This is a genomic window from Rothia sp. HMSC078H08, from assembly GCF_001808955.1.
GTDB lineage: Bacteria > Actinomycetota > Actinomycetes > Actinomycetales > Micrococcaceae > Rothia.
Window position 1 is genome coordinate 496,003 of record NZ_KV795257.1, and the last position, 21,586, is coordinate 517,588.

Genomic DNA, 21,586 nt, shown 5'->3' on the forward strand with positions numbered 1-21,586 from the left:
CGGCGGCTTTCCGGTAAGTGGAAAGCCGCCGCCTCGCTGTGTATCGCTATGAGAGCAAGCGTTGCCAGTTTTAGGACAGCATCGTGAGGGTGCCGAGCAGACCCAGCAGGCTCAGACCCGAGATGATGTACGCCAGGATGTTGAAGGTCGTCATCTTCGAGGTGTACTTGGTGGTGTGACCGGCGTTCACCTTCGCCGAGTAGATGGCAAGCCAGATGGAAACGCCGACCGGAATCAGGCCCACGAGCAGCAGAGCAATCACCATGATGTTGGGGCTCAGACCGGAGCTATACGCAGAGGAGCTGTAACCGCGGGAGTTGAGCGTTGCTTCAGAGTGGAGTGCCGCGACCTGAACCCACGCGTAGAGGGTCAGTGCCAGGGCGCCCAGGGAGGCGCCAAACGCGCCGATGGAGTAGAAGTAGCCGGGGCCGCGGAAGTCGCCGGTGGTCTCGCCGTAGGGGCGGCGGTATTCAGCAGGTACCCGGTAGATGTCCGGGATGCGCTGGTAGCTGTCGTCGCGGTCGCGCACGTTAGCGGGTGCCACGCCCAGGGCGGGGCCACCGGGTGCGGCGCCGAGGGGAGCGCCGGGTGCTACGCCTGCAGGTACCGGCTGCGGGGAGTTTGCGTTGCTCTGCTCCGGGAAGGAGGGGGCGGGAATCTGGTTTTCCATGGTGTGTCCTTGAGTGGTCGTCATAGTAGCTACCGCATCGTAGCGGTGGTGCGCCTATAAGCGACTTTTGGGTTGCTCTCGTACGTTGCCGATGAGGTTGAATGAACAGCCGACACCGAACAACGATATCTACCCTTCGATACTACGGCATAGGGTGCGTTTTCGTCTTCTCTGATGACGTTCTCATTACAATGCGGTCACCTGAGCACCCTCCAAGCACGCAGGCACGCCCCGAGTGACACCGAAATTGGGCATAAAAATACCCGGCAGGTGACACCGTGGGGCGTCCTGCCGGGTGGTAGAAACCTAGCGCGGTTCCTCCTCTTAGAAACTTCTAAGCGATGTTTTACTTGCTAGGTCCCTTAGGGAACTTTGAATCACTCTCAAGCGTCCTTCTGGCTGCAAAAGTGACCAAAAGACCTCCTAAAATTGCACTTAGAATTGATACTGGATTAAAGAACTCCCCGTCTCTGGCAAATGAGATAATCACCCAGAACACCGGAACAATAGTGAGAAAAAATCCTAGTGTAAATATATTCTTCGTACGCATTGGACCTCTCCCAGATTAAAGAGTGCAGGACACTGCTGCAACAGCTAGCGCAAAGGCAATTAGTGCCGGACCTCCAATGGCTTTTCCAAAACCACCAACGAATGCTGGCCCTAAAGCTCTTGCAATCGTGGAAGCAGCTAACCCCCGATTCCAAGCAGAAATTGCGGTTGTGATTGCATTCCCACGTCACATAGTGATGTATCTTACATCACTACTCAGCAGTCTATCAGAGAGTCTCGCCAGATGTAACACGTAAATTTACATTACATGAAAAATATGCTTCTTCTGTCATGCACGCTCTCAGTGTCGGGTCCGCTGCCGCATCTAATCGCGCGGTCGAGGCCCATGATGGTGGCCACCACGCCGTCGATCTTCTCGGTGGATTTTTCTTTGTAGGGTTTGATGGTCCCGGCAGGGTCGGTGCGGATGAAGATGTTGTCCGTCTAAACCTTTCGACGCCAGCCCATACTTTTTGACGTTAGCCCAAACTTTTTGACGCCCAACCCACGAGCACGCCGGTACACCCCAGAATGAACCAGCAATACAGACTGACAATTGGGCATAAAAATACCCGGCAGGTGACGCCGTGGGGCGTCCTGCCGGGTGGTAGAAACCTACCGCGGTTCTTCCTCTGGATTGGAACCGATAATCACCGCCGCACCCCATACGGGATAGCGGACGGTTGGGAGATCGTGGAGATGCGGGGAATCGAACCCCGGTCCGATGTGGCGTCAACGGGGCTTCTCCGTGCGCAGTTTATGCGAACGCTACTTTTCGGCTCCGGTACTTGCATAAACACATATACCGACGAACCTAGTTACGTAAAAGTCCCACTAACCCCCGCAACAAGGGCTAGCAGCAGTGGCCTTTTAAGTCGATGCCGGTAACTGAGCCAAAGGCATGCTCAGGCCGACAGACGGCAACTCGCGCTTAGGCAGCGAGTGCGAAGTCAGTGCGCTTAGATTCTGCACTTAATTTTTTGCAGAGGGCGTTAACGAGATAACCCTGCATCCTCGGCACGCTTCACCCATCTCAACTCACATCGTCGAAACCGATCATCCCCCTATGCTTTTATCAAAAAGCCCACCGTCTTCTGAAAGTTTTCCTCGACATACCTTGATGCCGCGGTGCCATTCAAACACGGTAGAGATTCAGTATAACTAAGATGTTTAACGGCGTGCAAGTCACCCACCCCGCACGCGCAGCGCTCTCACTGACAGAGAACGCTACCAGAGAAGAGTGCTAGCGCGCCTCCGCCACCGAAACATCCGCCGCCGCTAGCACCAAAAAAACACGGCGAGCGCAGAAAATCACGGGCACAGAAAACGGGGTGAGGCACCCCAGAAAATCTGGGATCCTCACCCCGTTCGCGTACCGCGCTGGGTAGCCAAAATTAGGCGGCTAAGACTTAGCGGTGAGCCGGAACAGTCATGCGGTTGTTCGGGTTATCACCAATCTGGCACACCACGTTACCGTGGCCGTCATCGGTACCAACTTCAAGGCACTTCTCAGCAGTCTGAGCAACAGAAATGTACACGAAGAGCATGCACAGCGAGAACAGGACAGCCACCGCGCCGGTTACGATACCGGTAATCGCGAAGCCCTTACCCGCACCAGCTTCCTTGACCTTCTTCAGGGACAGGGCGCCCAGAATAATCGCAGCGATACCCAGCAGCGCACCAAATACGAAGAAACCGGTCACGACGCCCACAATACCCAGAATCATCGCAGCCAGCGCCATGCCGGGAGCCTTCTTCACAATGGGAGCCGCATACGGGTAACCTGCGGGCTGACCGTAACCATAAGCGTCCTGCTGAGGCTGCTGCTGGTAAGAGTTCTGCTGGTAATTGTAGTCAGCAGGCTGAGCCTGGTACGAGGCTTCCTGGCCGTAACCGTACTGGTTCTGCTGAGCGGGCTGAGCCTGGTAGGATGCGTCCTGACCGTAGCCGTACTGCTGCTGACCGTAGGTGTTCTGTGCCGAAGCACCCTGGGCAGCGTTCTGGCCGTAAGCATTCTGCGAAGAGGGCTGCGCACCAAACTGGCCGTACTGGCTCTGCTGAGCCGAAGACTGCTGGCCCGAGTTCTGCTGCGCCTGGCCGTAGCTGTTCTGAGCGGATGCGCTCTGACCGTAGTCCTGGCCGTAAGTGTTCTGAGCCGAAGGAGCCTGGCCATAATCCTGACCGTACGAGCCCTGGGCGGAAGAATTAGGCTGCTGAGCAGCGTAGGGGTTCTGCGCGTTCCCCTGGTTGTTTCCGTAGTTATTCTCAGACATCCGTCGTTCTTTCCTTCACAGTTGCAGCGAACAATTTATACTCGCCCAACGCACCATTGCGCGCTGAGTTCGGTTCCATTATATAAATAAGCTGTCATTTGGGTCATCTGTGAAGTTCAAGATTTCAGATTCAGCGCCCAGAATCCACCAATCGGGCAGAATCAGCGCCGAGAAAGAACAAGGGACCGAATAGTTCAACACTATTCGGTCCCTTCACATCTCTATATGCTCAACGCGGCTTAGCGGCGGACAGCTTCATATTCCTTAGGGCTCATCGTCATGGTTTCACCATGAACGGTGCACACATAGTTACCGCTCGAATCCTGCACCGCATTCTCAGCGCACTCGCTGAGCATGCCAATGCCAATCAAGCCCAGAACCAGCACAACAACAGCAACAATCATGCCCAGCGCACCGGTGACAATACCACCAATCGCCATGCCCTTACCGGAGGCAGTGCCGTTCTTTACCTTCACCAGGGCAACAATACCCAGAATCACGCCGACCAGACCCAGCGCGCCACCGAAAATCAGCCAGCCAGAGAGCAGACCAATAATACCCAGAATCAGCGAAGCAATCGCCAGAGCCGAGCTCGGAGTCGGCTGGTAGCCGGGGTAGCCGCCCTGCATGTTGTATGCGGGTGCCTGCTGCGGTGCGGGGATGAACTCGCCCGGGTTCTGCTGGTAGTTCGGGTTCTCAGACATGTGTCTCCTCAAAAACGTATGGTGCTCGCGGTACACCGCGAATTTTCAACCATTATACGCGAGGAACCGCGCCCCGCCCCTACAGGCAGTCACCGAACCAGCGGTGCATCCCGCCGTTGCCTCAGCCCTAGCCGAGGTTGCGGTAACGCATCGCGCGGCGCGCCTCCAGGTCATCCTGACGCTCACGCAAAGCCTGACGCTTATCATACTCACGCTTACCGGTCGCCAAAGCAATCTCAACCTTCGCACGACCATTCGAGAAGTACAGCTTCAACGGAACCACCGTGTAACCGGTCTCCTTCAGCTTCTGCGCCAGCTTATTAATCTCAGAACGATGCAGCAGCAGCTTACGGCGACGACGAGCTGCATGGTTCGTCCACGTACCGTAACCATACTCCGCAATATGAATACCCTCGAGCCACAACTCGTTATCGGTCACCTGGCAGAAACCATCCACAATGGACGCCCCACCATCACGCAGAGACTTCACCTCAGTACCCAGCAGAACAATACCCGCCTCATAGGTATCCACAATGTTGTAGTTGTGGCGAGCCTTCTTATTCTGGGCAATAATCGCGTTATTCGGGTCCTTCTTCGCGTCTTTCTTCTTTTTCTGAGCCATCACTCAATCCTTATACGTCTTAGCTCTCTTCAGCCGCGCGCCCCGAAGCACGCCAGCGAATACCAGCATCAATAAAGGCGTTCAAACCGCCATCCAAAACATTAGAGGTATTACCCTCCTCATAGCCGGTACGCAGATCCTTCACCATCTGGTACGGATGCAGAACATAGGAGCGCATCTGATCACCCCAGCTTGCCTTAATATCACCGGCAAGCTCCTTCTTCTTCGCATCCTCCTGCTCCTTACGCAACAGCAACAGGCGAGACTGCAGCACACGCAAAGCCGCCGCACGGTTCTGCAACTGCGACTTCTCATTCTGCATCGACACCACAATACCGGTCGGCAAGTGAGTCATACGCACCGCCGAATCCGTCGTATTCACCGACTGACCACCCGGGCCCGACGAGCGGAACACATCCACCTTAATCTCAGACTCGGGAATCTCAATAGCATCCGTCTGCTCAATCAGAGGGATCACCTCAACCGCCGCGAACGAGGTCTGGCGGCGGCCCTGATTATCGAACGGCGAAATACGCACCAGACGGTGAGTACCCGCCTCCACCGACAGGCGGCCAAAAGCGTACGGCGCGTTCACCTCAAAGGTCACCGACTTCAGGCCCGCCTCCTCAGCGTAGGAGGTGTCCAGCACCTTCGTCGGGTAGCCGTTCTTCTCCGCCCAACGCAGATACATGCGCAGCAGCATCTCCGCGAAATCAGCAGCATCCACGCCACCGGCGCCCGAACGGATCGTCACCACAGCCTCACGCTGATCGTACTCACCCGAGAGCAGCACCAGCACCTCAAGCTCTTCCAGCTTGGTGCGGATCTCACCGCACTCACGCTCAGCATCAGCGAGCAGCTCGGCGGCAGTCTCCTCATCCTCAGCTTCGGCAAGCTCCACCATCACCTCAACATCATCAATGCGAGAAGACAGCGAACGCAGACGATTCAGCTCCGACTGCTTATACGACAGTGCACTCGTCACCTTCTGCGCGTTCTCCACGTCATCCCACAAATCGGGTGCGGCAGCCTGCGCAGACAGGTCCTCAATAGCGCGCTCAATCCCCTCAATATCGCTCACAGCAGCAATAGAGTCGAAGATCGCGCGAAGCTCTTTAATCTCAGCAGAAAAGTCGAAGGATGCCATAGCTTTTAACACTATCGCGAAACTGCCAGAAAGTCCCGCCGTTACAGCCCGCAACAGCCCACAGCGCAGAAGGACAGAGTGGTTAGAGGGCAGAAGCCGCGCAACGAAGACATAAAAAGGCATAAAACGAGGGCGCATCCGCTAGCCGTTACACTACCTTGCGGATGCGCCCTCGCAGTCTATGGGGCTCACAACACACCAATAAGCGAGTGCGCCGTTACGCCCGTGCGCCGTTACGCCCGTGCGCCGTTGATGGACGCACTAATCGGTGGACGGGCCCTGGCTCGTCTTCAAACGCGACGAACCATGAGCGGTCACCTCAATACCATCAGGCACCAGAATCGACAGCAGCGGCGGACGAATACGAGCCGACAGGTACACGTGCACGCTCTGATCAGAATCCACGGACACATTCTCCAGACGCAACGCCTGAAAATCCTGCCCCGGCTGAACCTCAGCCAAGTACGCACTCGCATACTCCCACGCCGCCGAACCACTCGCCTCATCCGGAGTGCGCATCGTGCGGGTAATCGAGTTCGCCTGAGCGTCCGCCATATCCTGCAGATGCTGAGTCTGCAGATACGCACCCGTAATCGCCACTGTCACCGAACCGATGAGCAGAAGCAACGCCAACATGCCCACAATCAGCGGGGCAATACTGCCCTCTTCCGGGTCTGAGGCAAACGGGTCTGAGGCGAGCGCCCGGCTCTGCGCACGGGCACGAGCCTGTAGACGGGTACGACGGCATGCGTTAGCGTAGCGCTCCCGCACCGAGGAAAGCAGGCGAGCCGGCGATAACAGGCGAGCGGGCGAACCATTAGGAATCAGCATGACCAGACCCCCAACTCGTCGCGTGAGAACTCACCGGAATCACGCCGCCACCCATAAACGAAGGTAGCAACGGCAGACGTGCCTGAACCGTCACCGTGGCGTACGCCTTCGTACCTGAGACGCACTCCCCCGACGGACAGCTCAATGACACGCTCACATCGGAGGGCTCAACCCCGTAATCCGCGGCAGCATGCACCGCCAGACGCTGAGCCAAATCAGGACCGACAGACGAATCCTGCGGCTGCTCCTGCACATACAGCACCACCTGGGCGCTCGCCGCATGAGCCGCCATCACCGAAGACTGCAAGCTAAAAATCGTCAGAATGCCGTAGAGCACCGGGATGAGCAGAGTAATACCCAAACCCAGGAACTCCACAATGGCGCTACCCTCTTCGGGGCTGTGCCGGTTAGAAAGAGGCCGGTCAGACCGGCTCTTCAGGCGTTCCTTCACCCGCTGCCGAAGCGAAAAGCCACTAATCACCGGAACGATGCTCCGCATAAATCGCATGCCCCTTCACCTCAATAGAATCCGGAAAACCCCACGGGCCCAGCACCGGCAAAGGCGACTTTACCGTCACCTCCAAGGTGCGCACACCCGTAGAATCACTACTCTGACGGTACGAAATGTTCTCAGCATAGGAAGAGGGAAGAGACCCCTCAATCATCTGACGGGTACGCTCCATGCCCTCCTGCGGAGTGCGGTCACGCATCGTACCGTAACGTGCCCCAGCCGCCGCAGCATCCACCAACATGGTTCGTGCATACAGGGCGAAAGAAACCTGCAGAATCGCCATGGTCAGCAACACCAGCAGCGCACCGACCATGACGAATTCCGTGCTGGCGTCACCGCGCTCGCTCTCCTCCGCAGAATATTCCGCGGAGGATAGCTCAGCGGCAGTCAGCTCAGAAGCGATGCGGCGCTTACGCATTACTGGTGAACCAGAGCAATTGCGTCGTTGAACATCTTGGTCAGAGCAGGCTGAGCAATCGCCAAGATAGCGGCAACCAGCACGGCGCTCATCATGGTGATCATGACCCAGCCGGGCACGTCGCCGCGCTCGGGGTCATCCTGCTTGTTCTTCAGGCGCAGAGCCAGCACGGATGCGATAGCCAGGGCAATCAGCACGGTGAGGGTGGTGCGGAAACGACGGAACATGATTTTCTCCTTCTATCAAAGGGTGTAGTGTGTGGTTGGTGCGGCACACCGGGCAATCAGCCCCGCCCACCGCGGTGCAGCCGGTACGGTGTGTACCCGCCGCAAAATCTAAAAGTTCAAACGTATGAGCGACAGGCCCGGGAAGACCGCAAAAATTACGGTCAGCGGCAGGATGAAAAACACCACCGGGGCGAGCATCGCAATCTCCTTCTTACCGGCTGTTTCCATCAGCTCACGCTTAGCGTTATCGCGCACATCCTGAGCCTGCGCACGCAACACATCAGCCAGAGGGGTACCGCGCTCAATCGCAACAGCAATACCCTCAACGAAGCGGCTCAACGCCGGAACGCGAGTACGCTCCGCAAACTCCTGCAGTGCGCTCAGCAACGAAACACCGGTGCGGGTCTGCGCCAAAATCTCAGAAAACTCACGAGCCAACTCGCCGCGAGAAGTCAAACAGATACGCTCCAAAGCCGCCAGCGCCGACTCGCCCGCCGTTACCGACAGAGCCATCATCTCCGCCAGCGCCGGGAACTCAGCAACCAGTTGCTTCTCACGCTTAGTCACCGCCTCACCCAGCCACCAGTCACGCGCCAGAAAGCCGCTCAAACCACTCACCAGCACCAGCACAAGAGCCACCAGGATAGAGAAACGCTCCTGCACCACACCGATAACGGTCAGGGCACTCATGACGGTCACACCGGCAAGAGCCCACAGCAGCTGCTCAGCACGAAACGCGCTCACACTCTGCGAAGAGCCAGCACGACGCAGACGCTCCTGCACCGAACTATCACTCAACGACGAGCCGCTCAGCGACGAAGACAACGAACGCAGAAGCGGCGCGCAGAACGCCGAAATCGCCTCCAACAGGCTCGGCTCGCGGCGCTCCTGCTCCTTCAAAAGCGACTCACGTAGAGTCTCACCGCGCAGCTGCGACGCCACACGATCAGAGAACGAAATACTGCGAGTATTCAGCACCGATGAGAGAATCAGACCCACGCCGGTCGCCAGCAGCAGACCAAAAATCAGAGGCAGATTCATCCGAAAACCCTCCGTTCACGCGGCAACTCACCAATACGCAGCATCAGACGATACGCCGCCAAAGAAATAGCGGCACCGGCAATCATCAGCATCGCACCGGCAAACGAGTTATACACCATGCGCGCGGCAGGCTGAGTCGCCATCAGGCACAACACAAACCAGGGCGCCACGCAGGAAAGGCGAGCCGCATTCACAGTCCACGACTGACGCGCCAGAAGCTCCGAACGGGTACGCGCATTCTCACGCAGAAAATCACTCAGCGTACCCAGCAGCTTACCCAGGTCCGAACCACCCACCTCGCGGGCAATTTTCAACGCCTCAATAATGGTGTCCGCCACCGGGTCAGAGAGATACTCCTTCAAACGGTTCAGCGACGGCACGAACTCACCCGACGCACGGTAATCACGCGAGAAATGGGCAAAGGCATCACGCAGCTCTTCCGGGCCGCGGTACGAGAGCTGAATCAGCGCCTCCGGCAGGGACAGACCCGCGCGAATCGCAGAACGCAGGTGGTCCACAGCATCCGGCCACAGCTGCCAAATACGGGCATCCGCCGCGCGGGCACGATGATTCACGACCACGCGAGGCGCCACAAAACCACCAATCAGGCCCAGCAGACCCAACGGCAGAAGCTGAGTGACCATCAGCAACAACACCGAGGCAGTCACACCGCTGGCAACGCTCACCCACATGAACGTGCGAGGCGTCAACGAATGCATGCCCGCCTTACGAAGAGCAATCACCAGCGCCGGATCATTACTCGGCTTCGGCGGCTTGCCACTATCAGGAAAGCAGGAAAGGTAAATCAGGCAGACGCCCAACCCCAAAATCAGGCTCAGAAACAGAGGCATCACTGACCCGCCTTCGCCGCAGCCAGCACCTGCTCGGGGCGGTGACCGGCACGAACCCAACGGTCCGGGTTCGGCAACTCCAACGCCACGCACACCATCCGGCCGTCACGGCGCACAAACAGCGGGGACATTTCAATTACGCCGTCCTCAACGCGGCCACCCAGCATGCTAATCTCTTCGACCTGACGCTGACCGCGCGAATCACGACCGCAATGCACCACAATGTCAAAGCAGGACGCCACGGTCGGCACCACGAACGCCGAGGAAATATTCTCGCCCGCCAACAGCGGCAGGGTACAAATCTTAGTCACCGCATCACGCGCCGAATTCGCGTGAATCGTGCACATGCCCGGCAGGCCCGCGTTGAGCGCAATGAGCATATCCAGGGATTCCGCCTCACGAACCTCACCAATGAGGATGCGGTCCGGGCGCATACGCAGAGCCTCCTTGACCAGGCGGCGCAGCTCAATCGCACCGGTACCCTCAAGGTTCGGCTGGCGGCACTGCAAACCCACCACATCGCGCAGCGGAACCGCGAGCTCAAAAATTTCTTCGCAAGTAATCACGCGCTCACGCGGAGGAATGGACGCGGACAGGCAGTTCAGCATCGTGGTCTTACCCGCCTGGGTCGCACCCGAGACGAGGATGTTCATGCCGCTCTCCACCGCCGCGTGCAGCAGGGACGCAGCGCCGGCGCTCAGCGAGTTCATGCGCACCAGGTCGGGCAAGCGGCGGGCACGCACCACGAACTTACGGATGTTAATGCTCGTGTGCTTGCGGGTAATATCCGGAATCACCGCGTGCAAGCGGGAGCCGTCCGGCAGGGATGCATCAACGAACGGGGAGGAAAGGTCCACTCGACGACCGGAAGGCTTGAGCATACGCTCCAGCAGACTATTGATTGCCTCAGTGCTCAGGTGCAGACCGGTCAATTCGCTTTCGCCATTGCGGGCGATAAAGATTTCGTCGGGAGAGTTGATCCAGATTTCTTCAACGCTCTCATCATCGAGGAACGGCTGAATCACGCCGAAGCCGCAGATTTCATCGTGCAGGCGCTGAATCACGGATTCACGGTCACCCAAATCCGGCAGGGAAATGCGGGTGCGTCGCTGCTCATAATCGTTCAGGTGCTCGTCAATGAGCCCGCGCACCGCGTGCTGGTCCTCGTGCGGGTCCAGGCTGCGGTGACGCATTGCCTCACGGATATTCTCCTCGAGCAGAGTTAGATGCTCCGCCCGGGTATCCAGTACGGTGTTCTCCATTGAAATGATCCGATGCTGTGTGGTGTGGTTGTGTGGAATACGGTGAAGCATTGATACATCAATGCCACCATCACCCTACCCTCAGCGCATCAAATTTATCAAAATGTAATAAAACGCCCCTTAATATTTACGAGTATAGTATTTGAGTATTTTTGATGCATGGAATTGCACATATTGTTACCCAACGTGCACCAACATTCAAAACGCCTAGTCAGCTGTGACTTGCAGAACAGCTGCACGCGCACCCCTCGAACCCCTTACCGCCCACCGCAGCCATGTTGCACTTGGTGCACACGTAACATTTCGTCTTAAAACACTCGCAGCCGCCATCTTGCAGCATCGCACCCCATCCCGAAGCAACAACTTTCGGGCACAGTAAAGGGGCGTGCACTCCCCCATCGGGAATACACGCCCCATCACAAGCAATCACCTAGCGGCTAGTCGCCACCACGAATCACCTTCACAGCTTCCTTAATCGGACCGTCAAAACGCAGGTTACCGTGCTCCAGCACCACGCCGCGGTCACAAATCTTAGAAACCAAATCCAGGTCATGGCTCACCACGGCAAGAGTCTTACCGGCAGAGCACAGCTCCTGAATCTTCGCAATACACTTCTTCTGGAACGGCTCATCGCCCACCGCAAGAATCTCATCCACCAGGAAGATATCCGGGTTCGTATGAACCGCAACCGAGAACGCCAGACGCAGGTACATACCCGAAGAGTAGAACTTCACCTCGGTATCGATAAAGTCGTGAATCTCAGCGAAATCCACAATCGAATCGAAGGAAGCCTCAATCTCCTCCTTGGACATACCCAAGATCGCGCCGTTGAGGTACACGTTATCGCGGCCAGTCAGATCCGGGTGGAAACCAGCGCCCACCTCAATCAGACCCGCAATATTGCCGCGAGTGAGAACCTCACCCTCATCGGCGCGCATCACGCCAGAAATCATCTTCAGCAGCGTGGACTTACCCGAGCCGTTCAGACCCAGAAGAGCCACACGCTCACCCTGACGAATGTCCAGGCTCACGCCGTTGAGCGCATTGAACTTCTCCGAAAGATCACCCTTGCGGCCCTTAATCAGCCACACAAAAGCTTCCTTCATCGAACGGGTGTGGCGCAGAACGAAGCGCTTCACCAAATTCTCCACGTGAATCACCACGGGAGCGTCCGGGCTCACCGGCGGGAACTCAAGCTTCTTAATATCCACAGAATCAGAGCTCCTGGGCGAAGTTGCCCTCAAACTTACGGAAGAGCAAATCACCAATCAAAACGGTCAGCAGAGAAATACCAAGGGCAATCGGAGTCCAGAAGCTGAAAAGATGCGGAACCACCTGCGAAGCAGGAAGCGCCAAATCCTCAGGACGGAGCGTCGGATGCCAGAAGCCATAGTGGAACAGCTCCACCGCAACGGTCAGCGGATTAAGCATGAACACGTTGAACACCCACGGATAGAGAGTGTCACGCACCATGGTCCAGGAGTACAGCACCGGCGAGAACCAGGTAGCCACCATCAGCAGCATGTCCACAATGTTCTCCGAATCGCGGAAGAACACGTTCGCCACACCGAAAATCAAACCCAGACCATAGGACAGCATCATCACAATCAGCATGCCCGCCAGAATCGACCCAAACGCCAGGAAGGTCGGGGACCAACCCACCAAGAAGCAGGCCAGCAGCATCACAGCAATCTGAGGCACAAAATGCACCAGAGCCACCCACACCGTCGACAGCGAGAACAGCTCACGCGGCAGGTAAATCTTACGAATCAGCGCGCTGTTAACCACCATGGCGCGAGCACCATTACCAAAACCCTCCGAGAAGAAGTTAATGGCAATCATGCCCGAGAACAGGTACACCGCATAGTTGTGCATACCGCGTTCCAAGCCAAGGAACATACCCATGGCAATGTAGAACACCAGGAACTGCACACCCGGCTTAATGTACGACCACAAAATGCCCAGCACCGAGCCGCGGTAGCGGACCTGGATTTCCTTATCGACCAGCAGTCGAAGCAGGTAGCGGTTCTTCACCGCATCCAGGATGCCGCGCCCACGGCCGGGCGCCTTCAGGGGAACAGACTTCAGATCGTTCATCGGGTCAGCTCAGAATCCGTATGCTCAGCGAAGGTCTTAGCCCACGCATCGTAGGAGGCAACCTCAGCAGCCTTCGAACGGTACTGCTCACGCAGCTTATCCCAACCGGTCACCAGCTGAACGTGCAGCTTAGCGGCCTGAGCCAGCTTCGACTTGAGCTGCTCGGGATCGCGGCGGTACCAGAACAGACCGGTACCCTCAGCGTTAGTCGCCAGAGCCGAATCGAACTTCGACAGGGTCCACCAGTTGGTCTCACCGTAGTTCAGCTGAATCTGCGGGTGAGCCTTCGCCTCTTCACTCACCGGCTTGAGCAGCTGACGAGCAACAGTCTTCGCGGTCCAGGAAGCAAGCTTCTTGTAACCGGGGGACGCAAAGGCGCGGCGGCCACGGAACGGAGGCTTCTTCGTCTGGATAGCCGGGAAATCATCCACATTCGGCTTCACCTGAGACTCCGGGTACTCCTTAGCCATCGCACGAATCACCGGCAGACGCTGCGAGAGCGAGGGGTGCAGGTGATCGGGGCCGGAGAGCAGATCCTCCAGCGCCATCAGGCGGCCAGCCTCAGTGTAGTACTGCATGGACAGGGTGTGCTTGACGTCCAAGAACAGGGACTCCAGCAGCACGCGGCCACCCTTATCGAAGGGCGAGTGCAGCAGCGCCGTAATGAGGCGGTTGCGCTCGTGGTAGTACGCCTGCCAGCCGACGGAGTCATCCTTATCAGTCCAAGACACGTGCCACACGCCCGCACCGGGGAAGGACACAGTAGCGAAGCCCGCAGCCTTAGCGCGCAGACCGTATTCAGCGTCATCCCACTTCAAGAACAGGGGCAGAGACAGACCGATTTCCTTAATGACGGTGGTCGGGATGAGGCACATCCACCAGCCGTTGTAGTCCACATCCACGCGGCGGTGCAGCCACGGGGTGTTACGCAGGTTGTGGTGGCCCAGGTTGTGGCCCATCGCCATGTCTTCGTGCGGCTTAGCGTAGAAGTTACGCCACGGGTCAACAACCTCACCGAATGCGTGCAGGACCGAACGGTCAAACATGTCGAACATGTGCGCACCCACGATGGTGGGTTCCTTGCAGTAGTTCGCAAAGGTCACCATACGCAGGATCGACTCGGGCTCAACGATGACGTCGTCATCGAGCAGCAACACGTAATCGGAGCCGTTGTTGACAGCCTCGAACATGCCGCGCGAGAAGCCACCGGAACCACCCAGGTTGCCCTGGTTGATGATGCGGAACTTACCGGAGAGGGGCTTGACGACCTCTTCGAAGTCCTCGTGGTCCTGCACCTTCTGGGTGCCCTGATCCACAATCAGGAACTCGTGCACAGCATCGAAAATCTCGGGGCTCTCACCCAGAGCACGAATGTTGTTGATGCAGTACTCCACCTTGTTCATGGTGGTAATCTGCACGGTCGCCTGACCAGCCTTCACGTCTGCGCGGGGCTCAATGTCGCCCAGCCAGTTCGCTTCAATCAGCTCAAGGTCGCCGGTGCCAGCCAGGTCGAACCAGTACCAGCCGCCGTCACCGAACGGTGCCAGGGGCAGGGTGAAGGTGTTGGTCTCTTCGCCGGAGAGCAGCTTCGCATCCACGCGCTGAATCACGCCACGGCCGTTGGACTTGTACACAATGACCATGCCCTCGCCGCGAGTCTGAACGCTCAGAACGACCTTCTGCAGGTCAGTCCAGCGGCGCCAGTACGAGGCGGGGAACGCATTGAAGTACGTGCCGAAAGACAGGCTCTGGCCCGCATTCACGGTGATGGAGCGACGGCTGTTCAGGCTGTTCGCGGCATCACGGTTCGCGCTGGCGCTCGACACAGACTGACCGGAGGTGTTCATCGCCTCCGCAATGGAGGTGGAAGCGTCACCGTCAATACGGGTGGGCAGCTGAACGCCGGTTGCGACACTCGCGTCCACGTACAGGGGCACGACGTCAGTCTCAACCGCGCTCGGGAAAATAACCCGCTGCAGGTTCTTCAAAGTCTTATCAGCCATGGTTATGCGTCAACACCACCGGACTCGATCTTCGCACCGTTAGCGAAGTGCGGGCGGATCTTGTTATCGAACATGGACAGTGCAGCGCCGATAGCCATGTGCATATCCAGGTACTTGTAGGTACCCAGGCGGCCACCGAACAGCACGTTGTTCTCGCCCTTAGCCAGGTCGCGGTACGCCAGCAGCTTCTCACGGTCCACGGAGGTGTTGACCGGGTAGTACGGCTCGTCGCCCTTGTTCGCGAAGCGAGAGTACTCGCGCATGATGACGGTTGCGTCCTTGGTGTAGTCACGCTCGGGGTGGAAGTGACGGAACTCGTGGATGCGGGTGAAGGGAACATCAGCATCGGGGTAGTTCATCACGGAGCAGCCCTGGAAGTCCTCAATCGGCAGGACTTCTTCTTCCAGGTCGATGGTACGCCAGGACAGGTCGCCCTCAGCGTAGTCGAAGTAGCGGTCAACCGGGCCGGTGTAGACCACGGGAATCTGACCCAGGACGTTCTCGCGAGAGTACTGGTGACCGGGCTCGAAGAAGTCAGTGTTCAGGTGCACCTCAATGTTCGGGTGCGCCGCCATACGCTCCAGCCATGCTGCGTAGCCGTCAACGGGCAGACCCTCGTACTTGTCGTTGAAGTAGCGGTTGTCATAGTTGTAGCGAACCGGCAGACGGGAAATGATGGATGCGGGCAGCTCTTCCGGCGGGGTCTGCCACTGCTTAGCGGTGTAGTGCTTGATGAACGCCTCGTACAGGGGGCGACCAATCAGGGAGATACCCTTGTCATTCAGGTTCTGCGGGTCGGTACCAGCCAGCTCGCCAGCCTGCTCAGCGATGAGCGCCTTTGCCTCTGCGGGAGAGTAAGCTGCGTTGAAGAACTGGTTGATGGTACCCAGGTTAATCGGCATGGGGTAGACGATGCCGTTGTGGCGGGTGTACACGCGGTGTACGTAGTTGGTGAACTCGGTAAAACGGTTCACGTACTCCCAGACACGCTCGTTGGAGGTGTGGAACAGGTGCGCACCGTAGCGGTGCACCTCAATACCGGTCTGCTTCTCCTTCTCGCTGTATGCGTTACCACCGATGTGGGAACGGCGGTCCAGCAGGGCAACCTTCAGGCCCAGCTCAGTGGCAGCCTGTTCTGCGATGGTCAGACCAAAGAGGCCCGAACCGACTACTACGAGGTCAGCGGTCAATGTTTTCTCCTGTATTATCACGGCGCACCGCCGCTTCTGCGAGGGCGGTATTCACCTACCAGATTGGACACATCCGAGGGTTCTCAGTCGCGCCGCAATCCGCACGGGTGGGTACAAAAAGCCCCTCCCGTGATGGATATAGTCATAATCTAAGATACCTGTTTATCAAGCACTACGCATACTTATGACGTGCTTTTAGGGGCTTTTGGACTATTGTTCGCACACTCTTTCTCTGTGTGAATATTCTTCGCGAACCCCGAGGTCAAGCGGGTCTGAGACAGTTCTTTCTTCTGTGTATTTTTACGGCCCGCTCACGGTGAAGGAATTTTATTTACGGGTAAATATTCACCCCGCTCTATTTACTGCGATAATTAGCCGTCGCATAGAGCCGCAGATACAAGGGACAGGTCGAAGCGGGCATTTTAAGTGCTCTCACGCGCTACAAGAAAGCACCCCTGCCGGCATATTTGGGGATGCGCGCCGGTGCACGCGAGAGGTGATTGGGGCGGTTTATCCACAGCTTTTTGAAAAATGGGGCGAAAAATTCAAAAAATACGAACGTCTTAGTTTATATACAGGTAATTCATTGAGCTTTAATGCTTTTTAATGTTTTCTGAGGGTATGACTCTCTTCTTTCTCGACCACCACAACACCACCAACGCGCTCCCCTACCCCCGCGTACTCCGACTCGACGGCGAGGCGGCACCCAACGGAATACAGCTGCACCCCGGTAGCACAGGTAGCACAAACCAGCAGGCTCTAGAGCAGGCACTCAACCACGCTCTGCAACGCTCTACACCCGGCGCGCACGCTCAGGCGCGGGATACAACGTTCCAGCTACGCCCCGCGCACGATAAGGACCCCCTCAACACCTCGGATGCGCTAAATATCCACATTCCGAACGAATCTCAGCCCCTAAATTCTCAGCCCCAAGATTCTCAATCGCTGAACGCGCCCGCCGTCAGCCTCCTGCACATTCTGCGCGGACCCGAAGCGGGCGCAACCTTCCCCATCAGCCGCGGCCGCACCAGCCTCGGCAGGGCGGCACTACCTGCCCGTGGAGGAGAACAGCCGCACCACATTCACCTGCAGGACCCCTTCCTCAAGCCGGTGCACGGCAGCTTCTACGCCGATAGCTCCGGCATCCGCTGGATCGAGAAACGCCCCGCCGCAAGCGAGGGCAGCGAGAAGGCACATGGCAGTATGAAGGCGCAGGGCGCCGAGCCGCGCATCCTGCGCTGGGACGAGCCTTTCCGCCTCGGCTCCTCACTCTGCATGCTCACCTCACCCAGCGCCGACCGCGAACACACCACTAAGAAGGCGAGCGCCACCGCTCCCCCCGGTTCTTCCCCTGGCGAACCCGCGCAGACGCTTGCTCCCCTGGGCGACGCCGGCAACCCCTTTGAGCCGGTGGTGGTGAACCCTCCCGCGCCGCGTAAGCTCAAGCAGATTCTGTTGAGCGTGTGCCTTCCGATTGTGGTGGGCCTGATTATTGCGCTGGTGACCGGCATGTGGTTCCTTCTGCTGATGTCTGCGGCGTCTTCGTTGCTGATGCTTCTGCATTTCTTTGGCGGTCGGGCGGAGAACCGTGCCGCATCGCAGCAAACTCATCAGGCGGCTGAGCAGGAAAAGGAACGTGCCCTCACCCTGCCGACTGCGGGCGACCTGGCGATTTCGGGTCCCTCTGCCCTGCATGACTACCCGGCTATCGTGCTCGGGTGCGGTCCCCGCCAGCCCTACCTGCGCGGCCGCAACCTCCCGCTGGGCGCTCTGGAGAAGCAGGATGCACCCCACTATCTACCGCTGCCCACCCCGGTTCTCGGTCACTACCTTAAGTTGGAGGAGGCGCATCTGCGCGCCTACCTGGTGCAGCTGGTGGCGGGCTATCCGGGTTCGGTGCACGTTCTGCTGGCCGAAGCTCACAATAGTGCGCAGAAACGTATGAACGCCCTGCTACAAACTCTGGCTGTGGTGCCGGGCGTGAGTGTGCATTGTCTGCCGGGTACGCAGCAGGAGAAGTATCTGCAGGCTCTGCAGAGCAGCTTGCAGTCGGAGCTTTCTTCCTCGGTTCCGCCGCTGATTCTCATGCCGCAGCATGCGAGCGCGGTTTACGCTCCCCTGCTGACCGCACTAACCTCCGGTGCTATCGCTGAGGGTTCGCAATCCCGCGCGCTCTCCTCCCCGCGTGAGCAGAAGATGAACGCCCCTGCGCTCTGCGTGCTGGGCAGTGCTGAGGGTGATAATTCCGCACATGCACCCGGTGCGCTTTTTGGTGCCGCCTGGGTTGAGTGCGCGAGTGAGGGTAGCCACCGTCAAAGCATCCGTTACCGCGCGCAGGGCTATGCGATGCCTCCGGTGCAGCCCACCGAGGGTGTCTACCAGGTGCATCCTCTGGCGTGTGAGGGTCTGTGCCAGCACGCCGATGGGCTCAGCCTCGAGGCGTTCTGTGCCGCTCTTGAGAACCTGTACCGCGCCGGGTGCGAGCAGGAGCAGGGCGCGCTCAGTGAGGGGCAGGTGCACCAGTCGGCGCATCTGTTCTCATCTCTTCAGCAGCAGAGCGCACAGCAGAAGAACCGTGCCGATGACGTGGCGGTGGAGTCCGTTCTGCAGCGCTGGTCCGCTCAGCGTTACGCCTCCGATATTCGCTGCTACCTGGGTGTTTCTTCGGGCGGTTCGCTGAATATTGGTTTATCTGAGCACGGTCCGCACTGGTTGCTCGGTGGCACGACCGGTGCTGGCAAATCGCAGCTGCTGCGTTCGCTGGTACTCAGCGCTGCGCTACGTTACCCGCCCGAGCGTCTGGGCCTGATTCTGGTGGATTTCAAGGGCTCTGCTGGTTTGGGTCCTCTGGCTCAGCTGCCGCATGCACTCAGCGTGTTGAGTAATTTTGATGTGTCGGCGGTGGAGCGTGCGCTCGAATTTTTGCGCGCCGATATTCACCGCCGTGAGGTGGATCTGCAGGCGCTCGGTGTGAACTCCTACCGCGACTACTTGGCGTCCTGCCAGGCTGCGGGCACGATTCCGCGCTACCCCGAGCTGCTGATTGTGGTGGATGAGTTCCGCATGCTCATCGATTCCATGCCGGATGCTATGGCTGAGCTGATGCGCATTGCCACGATTGGTCGCTCGCTGGGTCTGCATCTGGTGTTGGCGACTCAGCGTCCGCAGGGTGCTATTTCGCAGGATATTCGCGCCAATATTGCCGCGAGCATTTGCCTGCGCGTGGCGAGCGCTCAGGATTCCTATAACCTGCTGGAGCATGAGTCTGCGGCGTATATTTCGGCGGCGCATCCGGGTGCCGGGTATGTGCGCCTGCCGGATGGTCGTTCCCTGCCGTTCCGCGCCCCGCTGGTGGATGCGGTCCCCTCGAGCAGCGATGCCCGTCCGGTGCAGGTGTTGGGTCTTGAGGAGGGCGGCTGGCGTGAGCTGTCTGCCGCTTCTGCCGTTCAGAAGGGCGGCGGTAATGAGGATGAGCTGCTGATTCGTTCGGCGCAGCAGATTCGTGCGCTCTATGAACGCGAGTACGCGCCGAGGAGTCTTCAGAAGAATGCAGCGGTTCAGGATGAGTACTGCCCGATTCCACCGGAGCTTCCCGAGAACACCCCGCTGCCCGTGGTGGAGGCGCCGGTTAGCAAACCGGTAGCGTACGGCACTGACCCGGCGGCTACCCCGCAGGAGCCTGCAGACTCTGGCGTTGCCTCCGAAGGGTATCTATTGGGTGAGCTGGAGATTGCCCGCTACGGTGTGCGCCGCCCGATCAGCTGGTCGGGTCAGCAGGCGCTGGCATTGCTGGCGCAGAGCGCCGAACGAGCCCCGATGCTTTACGGGCTTTTAGCTCAGGCATTCGCCGCCCGCACGCCGGTTGTTCTGCTGACCTCTGACGGTGCGCTCTACCGCGACCTGGAACCCTACGCCGGTGCCTTTGAGTCGCTCGTGGGTGCACAGGAGCTTTCGCATCTGCGGTTCTGCTTGGAGGAGCTGCGCACCCCGAACCTGTGGGGTACCGAGGCTTCCACCCGCCCGCTCATTGTCGTGGACGGTCTGGACAGTTGGCTGGAGGCACTGGTTCGCCAACCCGATACGGAGAACCTGCTCTACGATCTGCTCTCGCAGGGGTGCCGTCGCGGCTATTCGGTGGTGTTCACCTCCGCGTTGAACCCGCGCGGTCGTTTCGCCGCTGCGGCGCATTCCACTCTGTTGAGCCGCCGCTTCCTGGACGCTGACCTGATGCGTTCAACGAGCAAGGACTACCCGACCCCGGCACAGAGCCACTACTGCGTGGAGGGTGCCATTAACGAGGAGTTGATTGGGGATCAGCCGCTGAGCGCGTCGATTCTTTCGCCCTGCGTTGCGGGTTTCCAGGAGCTGGTTCAGGTTCTGCAGGGTAACGCCACGAGCGCTTCTAACGGGTCAGGCACTCACCCCGGCACTCTTCTGCGGCAGTTCCCCGAGTACTATCGCATGCCCTCGACCGAGTACGTGACCGCCGCCCACGCCGCGTGCAATCCGCAGGGCGCTAAGCTCTTGGTCGCGTTTGATCGCCGGCAGATGCCGGTGTGGTTGAGCGCCCCGGCTGGCGCGGTAGTTCCGGTGCAGGGTTCCCGGTCGGCGGGTAAAAGCACCCTGCTGGAGAGTATTGCTCAGCTCAACCCGCAGCTCGAAACCCTCATCCTTGAGGGTTCTGGCGGCACCTCGGGTGATGGCGGAGCGTCGGGTGAACCACCGAGCGTGGAGCGTACCCGTGCACTCCTGGACTCAGTGACAAACCCCGCGCGCACGCTCGTGCTCATTGACGACCTGCAGTACCTGCAACCCGCCGTTCAGCAGCTACTTCTGGAGCGTCGCGGTGAGTTCCGCGCGATGCTGGTCGCCTACACGCCGTGGCCGAGGCGCGCCTCCTCACCGCTGCTGGCTGCGCTCATGGGATGCTCGCGTGCGCTTCTGCTCGCACCCGCATCCTTGGCGGATGCTGACATGTGCACGGTGACCGCGCTGCCGCTGGATCGATTCACGCAGGGCGAGCAGCCCGCCGGTCGTCTTGTGGTGGTGGATGGTGCTTCCGTGTGTGCGGCGCAGGTTCCCCTGGCACTGACCACGGCTGCACAGGCTGTAACAGCTACGCAGAAGGTGCCGGTAGCGGTCTAAAGCTGAGCACTCTAGCGCCGAGCTATCTAGGGTTTAGCGGCGTTA

The 21,586-nt window shown here is 58.7% G+C and carries 17 protein-coding genes and 1 other RNA gene; 1 reads left to right on the forward strand and 17 read right to left on the reverse strand.

Going from position 1 to position 21,586, the window contains the following annotated elements; all coding sequences use genetic code 11:
- Positions 1-70: 70 nt before the first annotated feature.
- From HMPREF2528_RS08740 to glf, 17 genes are all read right to left on the reverse strand, one after another.
- Positions 71-670, reverse strand: a complete 600-nt coding sequence (locus tag HMPREF2528_RS08740) for a hypothetical protein (RefSeq protein ID WP_070543750.1) — start codon at positions 668-670, stop codon at positions 71-73.
- Between the two features lie 1,240 nt (positions 671-1,910).
- Positions 1,911-2,283: a transfer-messenger RNA gene (gene ssrA, locus HMPREF2528_RS08745) on the reverse strand.
- A gap of 345 nt (positions 2,284-2,628) precedes the next feature.
- Positions 2,629-3,492, reverse strand: a complete 864-nt coding sequence (locus HMPREF2528_RS08750) for a DUF4190 domain-containing protein (RefSeq protein WP_070543751.1) — start codon at positions 3,490-3,492, stop codon at positions 2,629-2,631.
- A gap of 239 nt (positions 3,493-3,731) precedes the next feature.
- On the reverse strand, positions 3,732-4,196 hold the full coding sequence (locus HMPREF2528_RS08755) for a DUF4190 domain-containing protein (protein ID WP_049354298.1): 465 nt from the start codon (positions 4,194-4,196) through the stop codon (positions 3,732-3,734).
- Between the two features lie 127 nt (positions 4,197-4,323).
- Positions 4,324-4,818 carry an SsrA-binding protein SmpB gene (smpB, locus tag HMPREF2528_RS08760; RefSeq protein ID WP_005508591.1) on the reverse strand — a complete coding sequence of 165 codons (495 nt, stop codon included), beginning with the start codon at positions 4,816-4,818 and terminating at the stop codon, positions 4,324-4,326.
- Between the two features lie 19 nt (positions 4,819-4,837).
- On the reverse strand, positions 4,838-5,965 hold the full coding sequence (gene prfB / locus HMPREF2528_RS08765) for a peptide chain release factor 2 (protein WP_070543752.1): 1,128 nt from the start codon (positions 5,963-5,965) through the stop codon (positions 4,838-4,840).
- Positions 5,966-6,226: 261 nt separating this feature from the next.
- Positions 6,227-6,796 carry a pilus assembly protein TadG-related protein gene (locus HMPREF2528_RS08770; protein WP_083297895.1) on the reverse strand — a complete coding sequence of 190 codons (570 nt, stop codon included), beginning with the start codon at positions 6,794-6,796 and terminating at the stop codon, positions 6,227-6,229.
- Positions 6,783-7,304, reverse strand: a complete 522-nt coding sequence (locus HMPREF2528_RS08775) for a pilus assembly protein TadE (protein ID WP_083297896.1) — start codon at positions 7,302-7,304, stop codon at positions 6,783-6,785. Before HMPREF2528_RS08775 ends, HMPREF2528_RS08770 begins: the two co-directional genes overlap by 14 nt.
- The gene (locus HMPREF2528_RS08780) at positions 7,270-7,725 is read right to left on the reverse strand and encodes a TadE family protein (protein ID WP_070543754.1); all 456 of its coding nucleotides are present in this window, start codon (positions 7,723-7,725) and stop codon (positions 7,270-7,272) included. The genes HMPREF2528_RS08775 and HMPREF2528_RS08780 overlap by 35 nt, the downstream gene beginning before the upstream one ends.
- Entirely contained in the window at positions 7,725-7,952 is a 228-nt protein-coding gene (locus HMPREF2528_RS08785) for a hypothetical protein (protein WP_005505403.1), read from the reverse strand. The genes HMPREF2528_RS08780 and HMPREF2528_RS08785 overlap by 1 nt, the downstream gene beginning before the upstream one ends.
- Positions 7,953-8,060: 108 nt before the next feature.
- Positions 8,061-8,993 carry a type II secretion system F family protein gene (locus HMPREF2528_RS08790; RefSeq protein ID WP_070543755.1) on the reverse strand — a complete coding sequence of 311 codons (933 nt, stop codon included), beginning with the start codon at positions 8,991-8,993 and terminating at the stop codon, positions 8,061-8,063.
- Positions 8,990-9,844, reverse strand: coding sequence for a type II secretion system F family protein (locus HMPREF2528_RS08795; protein ID WP_070507563.1), 855 nt, complete (start codon positions 9,842-9,844; stop codon positions 8,990-8,992). The genes HMPREF2528_RS08790 and HMPREF2528_RS08795 overlap by 4 nt, the downstream gene beginning before the upstream one ends.
- Positions 9,844-11,106, reverse strand: a complete 1,263-nt coding sequence (locus HMPREF2528_RS08800; protein WP_070507565.1) for a TadA family conjugal transfer-associated ATPase — start codon at positions 11,104-11,106, stop codon at positions 9,844-9,846. The genes HMPREF2528_RS08795 and HMPREF2528_RS08800 overlap by 1 nt, the downstream gene beginning before the upstream one ends.
- A 437-nt stretch (positions 11,107-11,543) precedes the next feature.
- Entirely contained in the window at positions 11,544-12,317 is a 774-nt protein-coding gene (locus HMPREF2528_RS08805; RefSeq protein ID WP_044150294.1) for an ABC transporter ATP-binding protein, read from the reverse strand.
- 4 nt (positions 12,318-12,321) lie between these two features.
- Positions 12,322-13,203 (reverse strand): ABC transporter permease, encoded by an 882-nt coding sequence (locus tag HMPREF2528_RS08810; protein ID WP_012903227.1) that lies wholly within the window; start codon positions 13,201-13,203, stop codon positions 12,322-12,324.
- Entirely contained in the window at positions 13,200-15,206 is a 2,007-nt protein-coding gene (locus HMPREF2528_RS08815) for a glycosyltransferase (protein WP_070543756.1), read from the reverse strand. The genes HMPREF2528_RS08810 and HMPREF2528_RS08815 overlap by 4 nt, the downstream gene beginning before the upstream one ends.
- Positions 15,207-15,208: 2 nt before the next feature.
- Positions 15,209-16,396, reverse strand: coding sequence for a UDP-galactopyranose mutase (glf, locus tag HMPREF2528_RS08820; RefSeq protein WP_005508581.1), 1,188 nt, complete (start codon positions 16,394-16,396; stop codon positions 15,209-15,211).
- A gap of 621 nt (positions 16,397-17,017) precedes the next feature.
- Here glf and HMPREF2528_RS08825 point away from each other — a divergent pair.
- The gene (locus HMPREF2528_RS08825) at positions 17,018-21,541 is read left to right on the forward strand and encodes an FtsK/SpoIIIE domain-containing protein (RefSeq protein ID WP_246823925.1); all 4,524 of its coding nucleotides are present in this window, start codon (positions 17,018-17,020) and stop codon (positions 21,539-21,541) included.
- The last annotated feature ends 45 nt before the right edge of the window (positions 21,542-21,586 follow it).